Origin of the sequence: Winslowiella toletana (genome assembly GCF_032164335.1) — a bacterium.
GTDB classification, from domain to species: Bacteria; Pseudomonadota; Gammaproteobacteria; order Enterobacterales; family Enterobacteriaceae; genus Erwinia; species Erwinia toletana_A.
Map to the genome: position 1 here is coordinate 3,130,734 of NZ_CP134152.1, position 20,420 is coordinate 3,151,153.

Genomic DNA, 20,420 nt, shown 5'->3' on the forward strand with positions numbered 1-20,420 from the left:
TTAGCATAAAAAACAATCGACCCAATTATTTGGGTCGATTGTTTATTTTTAATAACACACCTGATAATCACACCGAAAAGATTAACTTTAGTCTTCTTGATAAAAATCGCAGTGCGCGATAAGTGAAAAAATTGACTGCCGCCACACGTGTAAAAAAGTTATTGTATTTACTCAATATGGCGGAATAATCTTTCATTGTCTGTACGTTGAAAAAAACCTTACCTTTCTTCTGAATTAAAATAATATTCAAAATATTATTGATTATTCGCTGACGCACATACCTCCTGCTTTCATCATTTTTACATACAGGAAGTAACGATTCCAAAGCCTCAATGCTACGAATATAACCTATGGCATTTTTTTCTGATCGTCCAGTCTGCATGATCGACCCAGCACGAACCCGCCGACGAAAGTAAACGCGATCGCTAACAACTGTTTTACCCCCTACGAAAAAAAGTCTCGGAGTAAATTCTTCATCCTCGTGGATAATAGGCTTGAAAAATAGTTCGTGTTCAACATGCAGACGACGCTTATATATATAGAGCCATGCATTTGGAAAAAACAATTCTTTTGCTGAGAGTGCATTAAAAGCATCTTCACCATCCGCAAAAACTGAATCTGTATCTCTGCGGTATTGAGGGAGTTTAGGTTGACTACCAGAAACTGATGACACTACAAGCGTATCAAGAAATGATTCAGCCGAAAATGCGTAGATTTCCATATCCGGATTTTCAGCCAAGGTAGTGTAAAAACCTTCGACCAATCCATGTTCAAGAATATCGTCAGAGTCGAAGTAGTAAATATAATCACCAGTGGCCTCACGGGTTCCGACATTTCTCGCCTCACCCAGTCCCTGATTTTCAGTATGAATAATTTTTACATAAGGTAGAAAGCCATAATGCTCTTCAACTAACCTACCTGAATTATCAGTTGAACCATCATCTACGATTATAACTTCATAAGGCTTTATAGACTGATTGATTACTGAGTCCACGGCAGCAATGACGTACATACTGACATTGTAGACCGGAATAATGATTGATAGTGTATACACTGAATTATTTACACTCATAACTCAATAAGCTCGCAATCAGGAATATCTTTAGTCCATGCTTGGTAATAAGTTGAATTCTTACCGTAAGAATTATCCAGAAGTTTAGTTTTCATACCAAGCAAACAACAAAGAATATGGCTGTGCATACGTGAAGTCACAACCGTATCATAAGACATGAAATATTCATTAATACGATCAATCAGAGAATCGGTATATTTTCCCCACAAAGCAGGAGCAGGAAAAAGCCCACTAGTTAACAGTTTATTAAAACGCTCCATTTGATCCAGCATTTTCATTAAATTTTTGTCTTTACTGGTACAGATGTCATCCCAGTCTTCATAGCCAGAAGCATCTGGAACACCTTCTAATCCAGACAAATTTGTCTCTTCGATATCTTTACGAATCATCCACAAGGTTTTTCTTTTTATATCATTCGGCTGTTGCTTGGGGAATACATTCCATAACGAATGTGCCATATCAGGACACATTATAGCGTTATGACAAAAATGATTTTTTAAAATTTGATGGCTACGAGTATCACGACAAAGAATCGTCAGGTCTTTGTGCTTACTAATTATATCTGCAGACTTTTGTAATTCTAGTGGATCTTTAAAATGAACGGTAATTGGTAAAATGACAACTTTATGTTCTGGAAAATTAAGAACCACTTGTTCTCTTAAGCGTTGATGATGTACATAGAGATCGCCAAAACTACCACCGCCTTGCAGCACAATAACGACATCTTTAGGTAAATTTTTAGTCTCTTTTACATACTTCAAACTACTCTTGTCAGTACGCCGCGCCAGAACTTTGTAATCTCTCTCTCTAAAAAATTGCTCTGTTCCTTTATAAATCAACAAATCGCCAACATTCAAATAAAGTGGGATATCCAGAAATACTACTTTACTCCCACGAGGTATAACGTCATCGATAATTGATAATTTATCTTTAAGAAGATTCATTGGGTGCATTTAATTTTTACTCTCTAATAAGTCTACGAAGCTTTGGATGTCTAAAAAATTGCTTTTTTATCTCAATAATAAAAGTATTACGAGACATTAATATCGTAATTGCGAAGGTTATGAAACCGGATATAATTTGTAACACCAGCATTGTGGTTACTGAGAAATAAGGTGCAAGAATATAACCAGTAATCCAGGCAACTACCACTGTAGGAAGAGCTAATCGAAATGGTAACCATATGCTCATAATATAGGCGCGATAGCTTTTGCCTAAAACCGGTTTAATTAAAATAAAGTAGCTCAGATATGTATTCAGTATTTGTACAGCCAAGAATCCGAGCGCCGCCCCGACTCCCCCACCCGTTGTTGCACCGAACCAGATGCTAGGTATAAATAGAAAAATTTTAAAAACATTGAATTTAAAACTAATATCTACTCGCGCTTTAGCCATCAACAATGAACCAATCGGATTACCGATTGAACGCAATAGACCAACAATGCATAGCACTTGCAAAATAGGTGTGATAAACCGCCATTTTTCCCCAAACATGAACAGTACAAAGTTTTCCGAAACCACAAGTAATCCTAGCAAAGCGGGAAAGTTTATAAGCCCTACAAGTGATAATAACTTATAGAAATTATCTCGTAACTTGTCCTTATCATCCTGTATTTTTGCAAATGCTGGAAATAACACGCGAGTGATTATGGGATTGAGGCGTGTAGGTGGAATGACTGCAACGTTAAATGCCAAATTATACCCGCCAGCCATAACAGCACCAAGGGTACGCGATAAAATAACTGTAGCAATGTTAGCATTGAGTTGATTCACTAAACCGTCAGCAGTCAAATATGCACCAAACTTTAAATTAGATGCAATAGATTTTAAATTGAAAATGAATTTAGGATTATATTGCTTACGTCCAACCCAAGAAAAAAGAAATGTTCGTACAGTAGCCATGCAGAGATATCCCCACATTGCGGTAATCGCAAGAGGATAAAACGATGCAGATGTCATTGTGACGGCAAAACCAATCACAATAGCAATTGTTTCTATAAGTCCGATCTTAGAGAATTCAAGTTCTTTTTGTAATAATGCTCTAAATTGCTGCCCATGTGGAATAATCAAAAAAGCAAATGATAAGGTTTTAATTAACAATTCAATATCTGGTTGATGCAACAATTGAGCAATTTTATGGCTTAGTAAGTATGTCAGCAAGAAAACCACAAAACCAATTAATATATTAATCCAATAGAGGGTAGACAGCTCTGTTTCTGTCAGTTCCTTTCTCTGTATTATCGAGTTTGAAATACCAAAGTCTGCCAAAGTATCTGCAATTAATATAACAACCATGGCAATAGTTAATAAACCAAATTGATGTGGCTCGATAATACGTGCCAGAAGTGTCATCTGTAAAAAACTGATACCAATACTGGCTACAGTTGAAATTGCCGACCACTTGGCGCCTTTTACAGTTTTATCTCTAAGGCTCATAGCATTCTTCTTTAAAGGGAGTAAGTGATATATTTTGTCAATAACTGTATGTATCAATTAATTATTGGCTACGATTCACCTAAAAAATATTAATAAGCAGTTTTGCTAATAAATCCTTTGAAAATTGTCATAAAAATAATCTTAAAGTCGAGCCATATACTCCAGTTACGGATGTAAGCCAGATCGAATTCGATACGTTTCTCCATTTTTTCAATCGTATCTGTTTCACCTCGCCAGCCATTAATCTGAGCCCAGCCCGTTATTCCAGGCTTCACCTTATGCCGTAACATATAGCCTTTTATGAGGCTTCGGTATTGCTCATTGTGCGCGACTGCATGCGGCCGAGGTCCCACGATTGACATATCACCAAAGAGTACATTAAAAAACTGTGGCAACTCATCCAGAGAGGTTCGCCGTAAAAAACCTCCAATTGGTGTTAATCGACTATCATCCTTTTTAGCCTGAACCACTTTATCGCCATTTTCCATCACTGACATTGAACGGAATTTCCAGACTTTAATCGGTTTCCCATCTATACCGTAACGAACTTGACGAAAAATTACTGGGCCAGACGAGGTTATTTTAACCATGAAAGCAATGGTTATCAGCACAGGAGAGATAAACATCAAAATACAGGCCGCAACAATTATATCTTCGATGCGTTTCATAACCATATTGATACCATTCAACGGCGTATCAGTAATTGATAGCACTGGCACACCATTAATATCTTCTGGTCGAGATTGCAAGATATTGAACGTAAATATGTCTGGAATAAGCATTACAGAGCAGGTGGTGTCACAAAGCTCATCAACCAGTTTTTTTATTTGGCTTTCTTCTCTCATTGACATGGCGATATAGATACGATCAATTTGCCCTTCTTTCGCATCTTTAACCACTTGCCAAATATTATTTACAAATGGGATGTTATCGCTTTTGCTCTTAGGATCGTCACTATATATACCTACAATGCGAAATCCCAACCACGGAGCTTTATGTAAACTCTCCGCCAATTCGCGACCTACTGGCATGTTTCCTACAATTGCTGCATTACGTGTATTATATCCATGCGCGCGTACAATACCAATAAGGTAACGAATGAATACGCGGCTACAAGTAATGCCAATACTAACCAGCAGATACCATCCCATCCATATGTTAAAGCTGATATCAACAACATTGATAAATGAAATTAGTCCAGCTGATAATATAACGCTCAATGTCCAGTTTTGTAGTACTAGTAAAATTTCAGAATGCAGCTGAACACCACGCCAAGAGCGATAAAAATCTGTGATTCCTCCAATCATCTGAAAAACAACTAAAGCTCCTAGTGCCATAAAAATATAGTTAAGGCTAAATTTATCACCTGTGGCTAAACTTACAATATAGAGACCGAAGAAAATAATAAAAACATCAGAAAACCTTTGCATCATTGAGATAAGTGATGCATTTGCTGAATTATGACTTTTTCTTATATTACTCATAACAGATACCCGCCAAAAAATTAATGAGGAACGGCTCTAAACCCTCCCCCTCTACAACTCAGTTAATATCAGCGAAGACCTATTTGTTGATATAATAGGGCCGTTTTTTCGATCATTGATTTAGAAGTAAACGCTTTACTGAATAACTTATTTCCCTTTTCCCCCATAAGCGTTAAATCAACATTCTTCAAGTCTAATATTTTATTTTTTAAATCATTAGCATCGCCACTTTTAAACAAGAAACCTGAGTCATTGTTATGCACAACTTCAGGTAAGGAAGTTGAGTCACTGGCAATAACAGGCAATGAATAACTCATCGCTTCAAGTGGAACCATCGCAAAGCCCTCCCAACGACTTGGAATGACCAAAGCATCTGATTTCAGGAAATACTTTTCAAGCTCATTTGACTTAATCCAACCAGTATACGTAATATTATCCAACGCGATTTTTTCTGTTTCTCCATTCACACTGTCTCCAACAATTGTCAGATGTATAGTAGGATCGTTTATTTTTTTCATTGCCGATATTAAGAGGTCATAACCTTTTTGGAAGTCGAGTCGCCCTACAAACAATAAATCTATTTTACTGTCATTATTTAAACGTCGCGCATTATCACGTTGTGGCACACCATTGTGTATAACAACCAACTTCTTTTCATTAAGACCATATCGCACCGCTTGGTTACGCTCATAATCACTCACACAAATAATTTTATCAGTGATTAATGAGAAAAAACGCTCGATCCAGACATAACACTTCTTTTTTAAAAGAGAACTTTCCATAATGAAAGAGAACGCATGCGGACAATAGACTACTTTTGGTCGATGAAAAGGATATATCACTATCAAGACTAAACGTGCCAGCACACCGGAAAAAGTACTATGTAGGTGTACGACATCAGGTTTATCCTTTAACAACTGCCGTGTAAATGTTTTTATCAAACTTATAAAAGATCCCAAATCGCGGCCTTTCCGTTTGAACGTTATAATATTTTCATCTGCTATTTCAAGTAATTCATCTCGCTGACTATCTGGTACGAGGCATATTAGTCGTTTACAATCTGGTGAGCTAATTTGTGCCGCTGCAATTTGCTTCAATACCGTTGCTACGCCACCTTTAATGGTTTCCGCGCAATGTAATATTTTCATTTTCATCATCCTGGATATTTACCGCTTCTCTTAACCAACTTGTAGAGAATACGGCGTAAAAGAATAGCGGGTAAAATGGTGCAAGGTGGCGAACATAGCTACCATAATCAGGTTCGAAAATACTCTGAATTGCTGTAAAAGCTACGATTAAACAGATGACGGATTTTAATACAGGATCCCTGTTATAAATAAGCTCCTGCTTCGTTGCTTGCCAAAACTTGAAATAAAGAAATATAAGGAAAAATGAGATCACCATATAATATGGTGACAGGGCCAGGATCAATGGCATTGGTACCATCAAAAACAACCATGTCAAGCACACGTTGAGCCAGCCAACGATAAAACCACCGCCTGGAATGATGCTGGTGATCATTGAGTCAGCACCTTGTTGCCCGGCGTCAAGTCGGACATCGTTAACGATAGTTCGAAAATTATCTACATCGACGCCCATAGCTGCACTAAATACAATTGCTAATGCAAATAACACCAAAAATACAATAAGAAGCATATTTCTGGGGTTCTTTATAAATCTGAAAATTAAATATAATCCCCAGAACATGGCTAAAACTAAAAACCAGTAACTACGAAAGTAAACCCCATAAAAAATCACAAGTAACGACCATGTCATTAAACCAGGGATCCCCCTTTTGGCAAAAAACATAAAGGGTATTAGCATTAGCATTACGATAAAATCTTTACTTAATAATGACATATATACTATTGCTAGCAATATATAGTAAAGATAAGTTCCAAACTCAATCAGTGTTAATCTACCAGGCTTAGCGCGCTTCATGACTGTGAAGAAGAAACTGATAATAATAACTGATGAAATCAATGGAAAAAAGAAAGAATCTCTTGCCACATTAAAAAAGTTATAAAATGCTGCGGTGCTGGCATATGAGTCACCAACGGTCATTGGGGTGTTACGCAGCATAAAGTTTTGAATCGTGTTGGCATCCAGAAAGAAGTAACGTGGTATCAAACTTTCTTTTATCAATGCAATTAAAGGAAAAAACAATGTTACACAGGTCCATAGCAGGAATGACAACCTGGCATCAAAAATAAAGACTTTATCTTTTGTTAACGTAACTTTTATTTTTGTTGGCTTCATACGTTGATAATCTCAAGATCTTTGCGGGCTTCAACAAACTGCTGATTGAAAATCTCTTCAGAGTGATTGGCAGATACATACTGTATCGCCTGGCGTCCTATGTGCTCCGACAATTCAGGTTCATTTATTAACCTTTTGACAACTTTCAATACCTGCTGGGGTGAATTGACAAGCAAGCCGGTTTCGTTATTGATAATATAGTTCTCAAGTTCTCCCACCGGCTTGACGATACATGTTAATCCCACACTCATCGCTTCAAGTGTTGCGATACTCAGCCCTTCAAAATCACTCATAAGTAAATAAGCATCATAGTGCGTGGCTTCTTCTATCCAATTATCCACAAAACCCTTCATATGAATTGCATTATTGAGATTCAGTGCTTTAATTTTTTCTGACAACGCACCTAGTAGCTCACCTTCACCGTAAATACTCAGCTGGACATCAAGACCTTCGCCACGCATCAGATGGATCGCTTCAATAGCTTCGTTATAATTCTTTTGAGAAGCAAGTCGGCCAACAGCCATCAGATTCACTTTTTTCCCGATTGTATAATCTTTTTTAGTGATTTTTTTTTCAGACATAAAAAAGAGAGGCAACACTTTTTTTTCCGCATTATTACTGCGAGCCATTAATGCTTTCTCAGTTGATTGAGAGTCGCACCAAAATTTATCAGTGATAAAATCAGTATTTTTCATTAAATGCCAGGCCATGCGGTTTTGAAACTCTGTATTATGCTCAAAAGTAATGAGTTTATAATTACAAAATATTTTGGCAATGCGGGCAACCAGCACAGATTGTGATAGTGAAGAGATTACGATTTCGGGTTTTATGTCGCGCACATATTTAATGAATTTGGCTAAGTACACAGGAATATTCTTGTTACTAACCGGAGAATCATTTAAGTAAACCACCCGCCCAGCTACTGCCTTTTCGACACGCTTCTCCAGGTTACTGTTACTTCGGCTAAGACACACAATGTTAAGTTGAGTATTATCAAAGAACCCGCTATCAATCAGCATCTTGAGTCCCATTTCTGCGCCACCGGGATTCAAGCTATTAATTATATATATTATTTTTTTTTCAGCGTTGTTCATTCTATTAATTCACCTCTTCGAACTTTCTTCTGCCTTGCCCGGCATAAATGCTTTAACTAAGATTCTGCTTAAGTAAAACATCTTAATCGCTCTGTTATAATCTTGGGGCACAGAAATTCCATGCCCCAAGCAGAATTATGATTTCTCAGACTTGTATTCGTACTCGTAATATCCGTAGCTACCGTAGTAGCTTGCGGCTTTCTTAAATACAGAGTTGAGAATCAACCCTTTTACTTCAATCCCGTTTTGTTCAAAGCGATTAATACTCACCTCGATTTCTTTAAGTGTATTCACACCAAAGCGGGCTACCATTAGCGCTGTTCCAATATGACGACCAATTATTGCAGCATCTGTTACTGCCAGTATTGGTGGCGTATCGACAATGACCAAATCGTAGTTTTTAGATGCCCATTCTAACATTGCTGCAAAACGGGAGTTCATCAGTAGTTCTGACGGGTTTGGTGGAACCTGACCACGAGTCATTATATCGAGATTTTCAACGCCTGAAGGCTGGACAGCATCTTCGATTTTGGATTGGTCTGATAGCAGTTCAGAAAGACCCACTTTATTATCCAGGCCCAGCAACGCATGGGTATAACCTTTACGTAAGTCGCCATCGATGAACAGTACCTTTTTATTGGTTTGTGCCACCAATACTGACAAGTTTGTGCTGACAAATGTTTTACCAATCGACGGGCTAGCACCCGAAATCATCAAAATATTATTTTTAGCTTCTAACATCGCAAAGTGCAGGCTGGTACGTAGACTACGCATAGCTTCCACTGCAAGGTCTGTAGGGTTACTTAATGCTAGCAGGTCACTTGCTCGATTCTTTGCTTTCTTAGAATTAAGTTGGCCAGCACGATCTTTCTTCTGCTGCCATTCAGAAAGCGGCACACTAGAGTAAACATTGATACCAGCCTCTTCTAGCTCAGCCGGATTTTCTATACCGCGATGTAGAACTGTTTTAATAATTACTACCAGAATCGATACAATCAAGCCTAACAGTAATGAAGCTATGATTATGATGGCTTTCTTGGGCTGTACCAGACCTGGCAACGTAACTGCTCGGTCTACAATACGTACATTGCCAACGGTGCTAGCTTTAGAAATGTTCAACTCTTGCTGTTTATTCAGCAATTGCATATACACCTCCTGACCAGATTGCACATCACGTGTCAGGCGAACAATCTCTTGCTGCGTTTTAGGCAGATTTGAGATCTTTTTGTTCAGGTTAGTTTTCTCATCTTCTAAAGTTTGACGTTTTTCTAATAAGGTGCGATAGGCTGGATGCTCTTTAGTGTACAATTTGGATATTTCCGCTTCCCGGAAAGTTAACTGATTCAACTGAGCATCAATATTAACTACTGAGTCAAGCACAGACTTTGCTTCTAAAGAGAGATCTACAGAATCATTTTCCTGACGGAATTGATTGAGTTTGTTTTCAGCAGCGTCAAGCTCGCCCCGTACTTTAGGTACCTGGACTTGCAGAAATTGAAGGCTTTTCTCTGCTTCAGCTGACTTACGCTCAACATTCTGCAGCAGATAATTTTGTGTGATTCCATCCAACGTTTTACGAATTTCAACCGGATCAGGCCCGGTATAAGTCAAATTCAGTACTCCGGTATCTTTACCTGAATCTTCAATCAGCAAGTTGCTCTTAATTCGATTCATCACCAGCAAAGATGGGGATTTTATCACGGTAAAACTGGTGCCCGGCGCCGCCTGAATGTCGCTAAGTAAGAGCGCAATACCATCTTTTTGAGTCAATTTACCCAATTCACCAGACATGACAACATCGCCATCACTCTTTAGTGTGAAGTGGTTACTCTCCCCTACTTCCAGAGTAAAAGGGGTATTTTGTAAAGCGTCAGGCACAGTAAAGCGTGAAATGGCCAGTTCTCCCGACTTTTCACCGGTCAAACGTGCCCAGCCTTTGCCAAACAGAGGGAAATAATCCTGACTTACACTGATATCCAAGTGCAGATCTTCTACAGTTTTTCCCAGCACCATGCGTGACTGGAGTAATTCTATTTCTGCTGCCGACTGAGGTTTATCAGGTAGAAGACTATCTAGATTTTTCACTAGTTGGCTGCCAACACTGGATTCAACCTGTACCAATGCATTAGCTTGATAGATCGGTGTAGCAAAAATTGAATAGATAACGCCAATCACAGTAAAGAAAGAAGTGATTGCCAATATCAGCCATTTATAGTCGAGGATTGAACCTAACAAATGACCGAGATCTACTTCGTTATGAACATCGGAGGTTGAGTTAACTCTTTTCTTATTCAAAATTCTGGCCCTTGAATCACTACCTGAGTTTATTTGCCCACTGCTCAGCCGCAGTATCCAGCAAGCTATAGACAGCCTGAAACGCGTCCAGGCTCTTTTTGTAAGGATCAGGAATCTCCCGGTCATTCCAGTGACCGAAGAGCATAACTTTACCTCTTACTTCCGGAGCAATGTTGCATACTGAGGCAACGTGCCCTCTTTCCATGACCAGAATTAAGTCATATTCACGGCATAGAGACTTAGTTAACTGTTGTGCACAATGCCCTTCAAGCGAAAGTTGATGTTCTGCAGCCACTTCTAATGCACTCACATCAGCAGGCTTACCTACGAGCGCACCAACTCCCGCCGAGTCAATCTTTAATTTTGGCAGATATTTTCGAAGTAGTCGCTCTCCGGTGGGAGAACGACAAATATTCCCAACACAAACGACCAGAATTGAATTAAACATGTTTGTATCACCAGTTATGAATGGTACGAACATTGTCAGTGGCGTAACGCACACTGTTGATCGTCGGTAACAGCTGATTAATGACGCGATTCCAACGTGCTATTGGTACAGCAGTAGAATAGACAATATCATATGGTTGCAGCTGGAATTCAGTTGCCAGCACCATTGCCGTAGCATCTTGTGCATTCAATTGATAGATATTAGCGATTTTACCACCATTGTTCGCCCCTCTGATCGGCCGGATAACAAAGATTCCGGTCGCATCAGCAACTGATTGATTCATCCCTTCAGCACTACTCAGTGCTTCTGTCAGCGACATGCCACTGCGGTCCATCTTCAACGTTTGTTGTTTATTAACTTCGCCCATGACAAATACTTTAAGATCGTCATTGCGCGGCACATAGAGAATGTCTCCGGGATAAAGTAAACGGTTTTGAGTAAGATCGCCGTTTTGCATTAATGCCTGAAGCGAAATGCGTTGCTCGCGTCCATTGTGGGTCAATATTACATTACGCCAGTCAGCATTTTCCGCAAGCCCTCCTGCCGTATTAACTGCATCCAGAATAGTAAGAGGAATATTGGTAATCGCCTGTTTGCCTGAAGTCCCTACTTCGCCAGTTACATATACTTTTTGTGAGCGGAATGCTGCAATATTAACATCCACCTGTGGACTTTCAATGTAAGTCGCTAAACGGTTTTGAATCTCTTCGCGCACTTGTTGAATAGTTTTACCTGTAACGCGAACTTTACCAATGTAGGGATAAAAAATTGTACCGTCTGAGTGTACCCAGTTACCCGTGTCGCTGGCACTGCGATACTGGCCAGCTGGAGTGGTCAATTCCGGATGATCCCAGACCGTAATACTGAGGACATCACCTACACCAATGCGATATTCATAATTAGCCAACTCTTGATCCAATTGCGGATTAGGACGGGCTACAGTAGCTGTCACACGCAATTGCTCGATCAGTGTAGGACTTAGTGGGTAAACGTTAACCATCTTATCAAGATCATAATTAGCATCTTGCTGCTGAATTATATCCTTGCCACTGGTTGAAACGGTTTGCCCCGGGATGATGGTACAACCACTAATCAGTGTGATTGACGCCAGTAGGGGGGCCAACTTTAGTTTTGTTTTCATCATTAAATTATCATCGCTATGTAAATTTGCTTCCAAGGCCACTCCGGCGCCTTCTGACAAGTATGTTCTGACACACGTCACGTAGTTGGGCGATTATCTCACATAGGTCGATATATCATCCCTAAACCTTTCGCAGTAAGCCTGGCAAGATAACAGATCCTCAGCAAGCCTTGAAAATAAGATAATCACTTAAATGCTCAGTAAAATGTTCATTTTGAGTAAAAAGTCTTTGCAGACTCAAACTGCTGAGCATACCTTTAAAAGTTTAAACGTTAATTTTTTTAATTAGCAACAGAGCCAAACTCTCGCCACCCATCCTTTGTCATAAGAATACCTTCTCTACCACCCGGTTCAGGGGTTAGATAAGGGAGACGTTGACCCGGTACTGGCGTGAATTCCTCCCATAGATTATCTGGTAAGTTCGCCTCTGGCAGGTCTTTTTTTCCACCAATAAACCCTCCTTTAAAAAGGTTTATTTGAGGCATCACCGGACCTTTTAGAGACTTGGTAACCCATAACAAAGGACCTTTGCCGTCACTGGTATTATTTTCCAGAGAAGGCATGACTAATGTTTCCGAAACAACCAGTGAAAAATCCGCTTGGTTATTTTTTATACTATTACCTTGTAATTTTGGCGCTACAGCATATTGGTCAACCCAGAACACCCCATGAGTTTCGGGACTACCATTATCGTTAATTTGCACCACATTATCTGCGATAGTTACATGGGCGGCACGGATAAACAACGACTTGGGTGACTGCTTGCTATTAAGCAGGAAATGATTATCTACCAGCTTACTACGCTCACCATGTAACGAAATCACTCCATCATTATAGCTTACGGGCATTAAGAAACGATTTCGCTGGACTAAAGCTTTCAAATTAAACTGCAACTTCACTGGACCGCTGAAGTAATTCTCCTCAAACGAGACATCTGACCAGCTGCTTTCAGCCGGTGAAAAGATCAGCTTTGGCGCCTTATCTGTTTTCACGTCAAAGGTATTACTACGGAATATCGCTGTCTCATTTGAAGATAGGACTGAATCTTGTGGTTCTGCTCCCTGTTCAATCACAAAGGTATTACCAACAATTTCAAGCCCATAAAAATCACCTTTGCTCACAGTTTTAAATATCGGAGCAAAACCATAAATGTTTACGTAATTATAAAGGAACTTTAAATTTATCCGACTAGTCGTAAATGCCGGATAATTACGTGTTCGAACATAGTTATGACTAATTTCAAGGCTCTGATTAAAGGTCGATTTTGGAGAAAAGGTCATACCTCCCAGATGAGAGCGTTTTTGTTCCAATCCGCCTTGAGGGCACTTCACAGCCTCGCAACCTAGCATGTCGGTAAAATTGCGCTGAATTACGCCACGCACACCACTGCATGTGATGGGCAAATAGCAATTGAGCACTTTATTATTGATTATTGACATATCCACAGCAGCTTCACCTTTGATGCCAATAACATAGCCGTAAACTGTGCTGTTACTGATTTCGACACCTCGTGAAACTCTGTCAAGGTCTTTCTCTTTAACATTCAGCCAGTTGATCATCGGGGGAGCAGTATCAGGTCGGTCGGTGCGGCTAACGCTAAATTCGCTCCAGAAGCCAATGTAACCGCATAAAGTGTCGTTTAACTGCTGACCATTATCAGGTGATTTATGATCGACAGTATATTTCCGAGTATTCCATGCAATGCAGTCAGCTATTTTACCGCCATAGCAAGACCAATAAAATATAGCTCCACCACTATTATCGCGGTCCATCCTTCCGGATCGGTCGATGATTTGGTTGGCAGAAACATTATAGAAATAGATATTATGCGACAGAGGATTGAAGGACTTCTTACAATAAATACCGCTGCCATATATATGGCTAAATCTCAAATTCCTGAAGACAGGATTCAAACAATAAATTGCATAAATACCGATACTACCTGTTGAATGGGGAGTTGGATGGCATTCTTCCAGACTATTTAAATCTGTGCCACCAGCATTTCGCTGAAGTGAATAGTCAATAGTCAGATTTTCAATAACAGGAGAATCGATATATTGCTCGGTGCCTTTACCTTTAAGCAGTAATAAAGGGGTTTCTGAAACCCAACTTTTATTGCCAGGACGTTCGGGTGGATCGATATTTTCGAAAGTGAAAATGGTCGCATACCCTTGTCCCCGAATCGTAAACTGCTTAATACCCTCAAAATATTCTATCCGCTTGCGCAGTAAGCCAAAATTTACTTTACCTTTAGGAAAGGACAGTGTGCCGCCATTGATAGTGATATAGTCAATAGCAGAAGAAATATTATCTGCACGAGCAATACCGTCTCCGGTTACACCAAACCATTGGGCATCAATTTGTTCTGAAATATCACGTACCCAGCACCATTCTTCGTTGACGCGAAAGATGGTGCCACCATCCTCTTTAAGCTGGTTATTGCGAACAGAATACAGCGTTCCGCCACCGACTGGATGAGCAACACCTCCCCACCCTTGGCGGTGCCAGGAAGCCAGAGAAATGCGTTGTCCTGGCAATTCAGGTATAATCTGCTTAAGGTCCTCAACAGACAATGCTTGCCCAATATATTTAAGCCCATCTTTTTGACGCAAGCTCGTCCTTAGCAAGTCAGAATGGGCATTTTTGCCTAAGTCAGCCTCTGTTTTAGCTGACGGTAGTTTCGACATATCGAGTTCGCTACCTTCTGCCCGAGCTTCATTAAAAACAAATGACAATGCGGGGATTGCCAACAACGATTTTTTTAGCGCACTTCGACGCGCCTTCCCATCAACCTGTGGAATTTTCATCCATGTTTTGCGTAAGAATTTCAAATTTCGCTCCCCCGCTTTTGGCCGAATAATTCATACCTGTTTCTCTTGGCGAAAGTAGTCTGAAAAGTAGCTTTTCAGATTTTCGTTATGCCGCTTAGAAACGAAACTCTCAGTGTGCTGTTTCGTCAGCTGCCAGGCTTCGGCTACCTCTTGCGGATTATCTCGCAGCCAAATCAACTTTTCCTTCCAATCGTTTAGTGTATCCCCTTTCACCACAAAACTATCTGTTACTGTTTCGGGAATGCCACCATGATTCGAAACCAACACGGGTATACCGCTACGGATACCTTCAACCGCTACTCGTCCAAATGGCTCATTCCAGAGTGAAGGGGCTATCAGAAGGTCGAAAGATTTGAATAACTTAGCAGGATCGCTTCCCCAGCCTTTGTAGATGATATTATCGACACCGTACTGCCTGTCTTCTCGTGAGAAATAGACAAACTCAATATCTTCAAATACTTTTGCCAGAGCAATAAAGATGTCCTCACCCTTTATTTTCTTAGGGTTTATCATTCCAACACGCAACTTTCTGGTTGTAGGTAGCGGGCGATAATCTGTTTCAGGAAAATCAACTGGTGGATATAAAACAGCTATTTTTTCTTTTTTTATTTTGAAATGGCGGGATATTTCACTGCGCATAAATTGGCTATTGGTGATAACCATTGCAGCATCCTGATAACACTGCTTCACTCGCTTATCTATAAGTACTTCCAACACTTTCTTGCGCAACCGTTCTTTGAAGTTTTCGCCATTGACCTGATAATCGAAAAAATCTTCAAATGCGCGTGTAAGAATAATATTTCGTTTTGGCGAAACGCTATTAACAAAACTTGAAGTGCCATTGGTGCTGATAAAGGCTGTTACATCGCCACGTAGTGAACGCTGACGAATTTGATTTCTTAACCAAACTTTTTTTCTGGCTTTAGTACTCAAAGACTCCCCTTCAAGACCAGACTGTGTGATTACTTGCACGTTGTTGGGTTGTTTCAGAATCAGCTCCGGCGAAACGATGGGTGATATCACGTCGATCTCACCCAGTTTTGCCAACTCTTTGACCAGTGCAAAGTTTGAAATCGTACCGCCAGTAGAACGCTTATCCCGTGGCGAAAAAAACGTCGGTAAACAGACGACAAGTTTTTCATTAGACATTTTAATTGTCACCTTAAACTTAATAATTATTCATTCCTGCGGCAGGAGCCATTAACGATTACATCGATCAGGGCCAATTAAGAACCTGAGTTTATTCTTAAATTTTGTTTGTGTGCACAGCACTTATTGACTTCCATTGAAATGCATTGACCACACAACTTCAGACACGCTACCGCCCCTGGCTTGCAGCTACCAATGCTGTAAATAAGAATAATGCTATTGCGAGGATGATAATTAGGATAATTCCACTGATAAATCCGAAATCATCATTTGAACCGTTTCATGGCCCTCTGCTTACAAAAGGCGCATTTATCACGGTGTGATCACATAAGTTATGACCAGATTTTCATACTATTGAATGTTTGTTACAAGGGCGGGACGGCAGATCCCGGTCACTTTCAGATTAAGACTAACTTTGCCCATTTTATCACATTGATAATCAACAGGTTAGAGTTAATAAAGAAAATAGTCTTTTCCGGATAGTTCTATGTTGATAATAATATTTTTATCGTAGTTAAGCCAAATTCGCTGCAATTTCCATCAGTATAAGAATTTCTGAGTACCTCAATACCGATCAAAGTCACACGGCACGACTGTCTCGAAACTTAAATAGATTCATCCTGAGATTATTCCTAGATAGCATTGCGTTTTTTTGTTTAGCGTACCAATATCAACATTAATCTAATTAATACATCTTATAGGGTTAAATACGTCGTATGGAATGGATCGCCGATCCGTCAATTTGGGCCGGTCTGGTTACGCTAATCGTGCTGGAGCTGGTACTGGGTATTGATAATCTTGTTTTCATCGCCATTCTCGCAGAAAAACTGCCCCCAGCGCAACGCGACCGTGCTCGGGTAACCGGCTTGTTACTTGCGCTGGTTATGCGTTTACTGCTGCTGACCTCCATCTCCTGGCTTGCCACACTGACTAAACCGCTGGTTACCCTTGCAGGTCATCCGTTTAGCGCGCGGGATATTATTATGTTGGTGGGAGGAGTGTTCCTGTTGTTTAAAGCCACCATGGAACTTAATGAGCGGCTTGAAGGTAAGGACGAAGAGCAGAATACGCAGAAACGTGGCGCGCGATTCTGGCCGGTGGTGGCACAAATTGTGGTTCTGGATGCGGTGTTTTCACTGGATTCGGTGATTACTGCAGTGGGGATGGTTGATCATCTTCCGGTCATGATGGCCGCCGTTGTGGTAGCAATTTTTCTGATGTTGCTGGCCAGTAAGCCCCTCACCCGCTTCGTTAACAGTCACCCGACGATTGTTATTCTCTGTCTGAGTTTCCTGTTAATGATAGGCTTTAGCCTGATCGCAGACGGTTTTGGCTTCCATATACCCAAAGGTTATCTCTACGCGGCTATCGGGTTTTCGGTAATTATCGAATCGCTGAATCAGCTGGCACATTTTAATCGTCGTCGCTTCCTGTCTGCCAAGCTGCCGCTGCGCAAACGCACTGCCGAAGCGGTGCTGCGTTTACTGCGCGGGCATCATGAGCATGCCGAACTGGATGCCGAGACATCCTCGCTGGTTGCCGACCATAATGAGAACCAGGGGATCTTTAATAAGCAGGAACGATTAATGATCGCCCGGGTGTTGGGGATGGGGCAGCGCAGCGTTCGCAGTATCATGACCTCACGCCACGATATTGAGAATATCGATCTGGCTGACGATCCAGAAAAAATCATGGAGCAGCTCGATCGCAATCAGCACACGCGCATCATCATCACCGAAAAGAGTGACGACCCGCTGGGGGTGGTGCATGTTATCGACCTTCTGCACCAGTCGCTGCATGAAAACGCTCTCGATTTACGCGCGCTGATTCGCCAGCCATTGGTGTTTCCCGAGCAATTGCCGCTGTTACAGGCGCTGGAGCAGTTCCGTAATGCACGCACGCACTTTGCTTTTGTCGTCGATGAGTTTGGTTCGGTGGAAGGCGTGGTGACGCTAAGTGATGTGATGGAAACCATCGCCGGTAATTTACCCAACGAGAGCGAAGAGCTGGATGCGCGTCATGATATTGTGCAAAACGCCGACGGTAGCTGGACAGCCAATGGCTATATGCCGCTGGACGATCTGGTCATGTACTTGCGACTGCCGCTGGATGAAAAGCGCGAGTATCACACCATTGCCGGACTCTTAATGGAGCATTTGCAACGGATTCCGCAGGAAGGCGAAGAACTGCAGGTTGGCGATTTTCTGTTTCGGATTCTGCAGGTTGACAGCCATCGGGTGCAGAAGGTGCAGATTATTCCGTTACGGCTGCCGGAGTCGGACAGCTAACATCAGTGACATAGATTCAGGGGAGTCGAAAACGACTCCCCTGCCCCGACAATTACTTATTCTCTTTCAATAATTGCTTCGCATCTTCGCTGTTTTTATTGCCCTGATTACGCTCAATCCAGCTGTTAATCCGCGATTTGGCCTCGTCCTGAATGCGTTTACGCAGCACCTGGTCAACCTGCAACGAGTATTGCAGGCTGTCCCACGAGCCATACAACCGCAGTGGAATCGCGGTTTCTTTTAGCGTCTGCACCAGCTGGTTATTCCCTTTCCAGCCATCGGTTACCTTAATATTAAAGGTGATATCACACTGCTGGCTGTCGAGATTAACAATTCCTTTACCGGCGAGGTCCAGCATTGCGGAGCGCCCTTGCAGATTAACCAGCGCCATTGAGCCATTATCGAGCTGCAGTGAGCCTTTCAGCTGCTGAACTTCGGTATAGCTGACATCAGAGTCAGTGCCACGCACCTGGTCGCTGCTGCGTTCAACCGCACGCTGGATCATTTGCTGGAAGTTAAGCCCGGCAAGCCGTGCGTTTTGCATACTCATTTCAGCGTTGCCACGCCAGTGGTGTTTAAAATCTTCCACACTGAGCCCATGGCCGTGCAGTTTGCCACTCATCGACAGCTTGCCACTGACGGTTTCCGGCAGTTCGAAAGCTTTCAGCAGCGGCGCCAGCTCAATCTGATTGAGTACCGGCTGGAAGGTGACCTGAGTCAGTGGATTATGAATATTTACTGTGCCGGGCAGTGAGAAGTCACCGGAACCCGTTTTACCGGTCAGGGTGGCAATATTCATTGCACCGTGATCGTTGCTGCCGACAAACTGGACCTGACTGAAATCCATGCCGCGCCAGCGCAGTGTATCAATCTGCATATTCAGCTTACCGCTGATGTCATTCAGCGCTGAGTTTTCATTACTGCGTTCGATCGGCTCGGCAATCACCGGCGCGCGGCCAGTCGACTGTTGCGTAGCGGGCTGGCCGTCAGTGGCGTTTTGCAGGAAGTTATTGCCGGTCAACGCATCAATATCCAGCATCGGCGCATGCAGATCGATATTGAAATCCGGGCTACCGCTTAATTTACCGGAAACAGCGCCATTAAGCTGACTGTTGTTTACCGTTAAAGCGATATTTTTGAGCGAGAATTGCTGGGTTTCATTTTGCCAGTCGGCCAGCAGTGAGGCTTCACCCTGTAGACCCTGCGGCGGTAGGTCCGCGCCTCTTAATTGCCAGCTTAGCTGCTCGATATTGCCGGAGATGCGCTGTGGGTATTCAGTAACATCCATCGCTCCTTTCAACGCCAGCTGCAGTTCGCGCTGATCGCGACTGACGCGGGTAGTCAGATCCACACTGGCTTGCTTACGGGCATTTTGTGACAGCTCGAGATTGATATCGCGGAAATTGATCTGCTCACCGCCAGCCTGTTGCCAGACCAGCAGGCTGTCCACCACCTGCAATTTGGCGATATCGAATTTCCAGCCGCTGGCCGTCTCCGGCACCGAGGAACCCGACGGACCAACCGGAGCATCCTGAGGACGCTGCGCTTCACTTTCCGGGGTAACGCGTATCACCGCGTTTTTCAGCATCACCTGTTTTACACTGAGCTGGTGGGATAACAGCGGCAGAAGATGCACGTCGAGACGCATGTTTTCTGCATTAATAAGCGGCTGTTGCGCGCCAGGCGCGGTAATCGACATGCGCCCGGCAAGAATGCTGAGCTGCGGCCAAACGTGCCAGCGCAGATTGCCTTGCAGCTCCAGTTTATAGCCACTGCGCTGTTCAACCTGCTGCACCATGTATGCACGAAAATCGTTGGGATTAACCAGCAGTACCAGCGCTGACATGCCTGCCACAATCACTACCAACAGTATGGCCAGCGTGGTAATTAATCTTCTCATCCGATCCTCTTATTCGCTTGAAG

14 protein-coding genes are annotated in these 20,420 nt (G+C 42.0%); 1 reads left to right on the forward strand and 13 read right to left on the reverse strand.

What is annotated here, in order from left to right; all coding sequences use genetic code 11:
• Positions 1-67 precede the first annotated feature (67 nt).
• The 12 genes from RIN69_RS14820 to RIN69_RS14875 all read right to left on the reverse strand — a co-directional run bounded on the left by RIN69_RS14820 (position 68) and on the right by RIN69_RS14875 (position 16,209).
• Positions 68-1,012 (reverse strand): glycosyltransferase, encoded by a 945-nt coding sequence (locus RIN69_RS14820; protein WP_313852717.1) that lies wholly within the window; start codon positions 1,010-1,012, stop codon positions 68-70.
• Between the two features lie 56 nt (positions 1,013-1,068).
• Positions 1,069-2,025 carry a polysaccharide pyruvyl transferase family protein gene (locus tag RIN69_RS14825; protein WP_313852718.1) on the reverse strand — a complete coding sequence of 319 codons (957 nt, stop codon included), beginning with the start codon at positions 2,023-2,025 and terminating at the stop codon, positions 1,069-1,071.
• 7 nt (positions 2,026-2,032) lie between these two features.
• Entirely contained in the window at positions 2,033-3,508 is a 1,476-nt protein-coding gene (locus RIN69_RS14830; protein ID WP_313852719.1) for an MOP flippase family protein, read from the reverse strand.
• A gap of 89 nt (positions 3,509-3,597) precedes the next feature.
• Positions 3,598-4,992, reverse strand: coding sequence for an undecaprenyl-phosphate glucose phosphotransferase (wcaJ, locus tag RIN69_RS14835; RefSeq protein WP_313852722.1), 1,395 nt, complete (start codon positions 4,990-4,992; stop codon positions 3,598-3,600).
• Positions 4,993-5,060: 68 nt separating this feature from the next.
• On the reverse strand, positions 5,061-6,140 hold the full coding sequence (locus RIN69_RS14840) for a glycosyltransferase (protein WP_313852723.1): 1,080 nt from the start codon (positions 6,138-6,140) through the stop codon (positions 5,061-5,063).
• A complete protein-coding gene (locus RIN69_RS14845; protein WP_313852724.1) occupies positions 6,109-7,251 on the reverse strand; it encodes a hypothetical protein in 1,143 nt (380 codons plus the stop codon). Before RIN69_RS14845 ends, RIN69_RS14840 begins: the two co-directional genes overlap by 32 nt.
• A complete protein-coding gene (locus RIN69_RS14850; RefSeq protein WP_313852725.1) occupies positions 7,248-8,345 on the reverse strand; it encodes a glycosyltransferase in 1,098 nt (365 codons plus the stop codon). The genes RIN69_RS14845 and RIN69_RS14850 overlap by 4 nt, the downstream gene beginning before the upstream one ends.
• 135 nt (positions 8,346-8,480) lie before the next feature.
• Complete coding sequence (gene wzc, locus RIN69_RS14855) at positions 8,481-10,640, reverse strand: tyrosine-protein kinase Wzc (protein WP_390902388.1); 2,160 nt, start codon at positions 10,638-10,640, stop codon at positions 8,481-8,483.
• Positions 10,641-10,659: 19 nt separating this feature from the next.
• Complete coding sequence (gene wzb, locus RIN69_RS14860) at positions 10,660-11,088, reverse strand: low molecular weight protein-tyrosine-phosphatase Wzb (RefSeq protein WP_313852727.1); 429 nt, start codon at positions 11,086-11,088, stop codon at positions 10,660-10,662.
• 7 nt (positions 11,089-11,095) lie between these two features.
• Positions 11,096-12,232, reverse strand: coding sequence for a polysaccharide export protein (locus tag RIN69_RS14865; protein ID WP_313857761.1), 1,137 nt, complete (start codon positions 12,230-12,232; stop codon positions 11,096-11,098).
• A gap of 278 nt (positions 12,233-12,510) precedes the next feature.
• On the reverse strand, positions 12,511-15,060 hold the full coding sequence (locus RIN69_RS14870) for a right-handed parallel beta-helix repeat-containing protein (protein WP_313852728.1): 2,550 nt from the start codon (positions 15,058-15,060) through the stop codon (positions 12,511-12,513).
• A 30-nt stretch (positions 15,061-15,090) separates the two neighbouring features.
• Positions 15,091-16,209, reverse strand: coding sequence for a glycosyltransferase family 4 protein (locus RIN69_RS14875; protein ID WP_313852730.1), 1,119 nt, complete (start codon positions 16,207-16,209; stop codon positions 15,091-15,093).
• A gap of 716 nt (positions 16,210-16,925) precedes the next feature.
• On the opposite strand from RIN69_RS14875, the gene RIN69_RS14880 reads away from it, so the two are divergent.
• The gene (locus RIN69_RS14880; protein WP_313852731.1) at positions 16,926-18,497 is read left to right on the forward strand and encodes a TerC family protein; all 1,572 of its coding nucleotides are present in this window, start codon (positions 16,926-16,928) and stop codon (positions 18,495-18,497) included.
• A 52-nt stretch (positions 18,498-18,549) separates the two neighbouring features.
• Here RIN69_RS14880 and asmA read toward each other — a convergent pair whose 3' ends face one another.
• The gene (asmA, locus tag RIN69_RS14885; protein WP_313852732.1) at positions 18,550-20,397 is read right to left on the reverse strand and encodes an outer membrane assembly protein AsmA; all 1,848 of its coding nucleotides are present in this window, start codon (positions 20,395-20,397) and stop codon (positions 18,550-18,552) included.
• Positions 20,398-20,420: the final 23 nt, after the last annotated feature.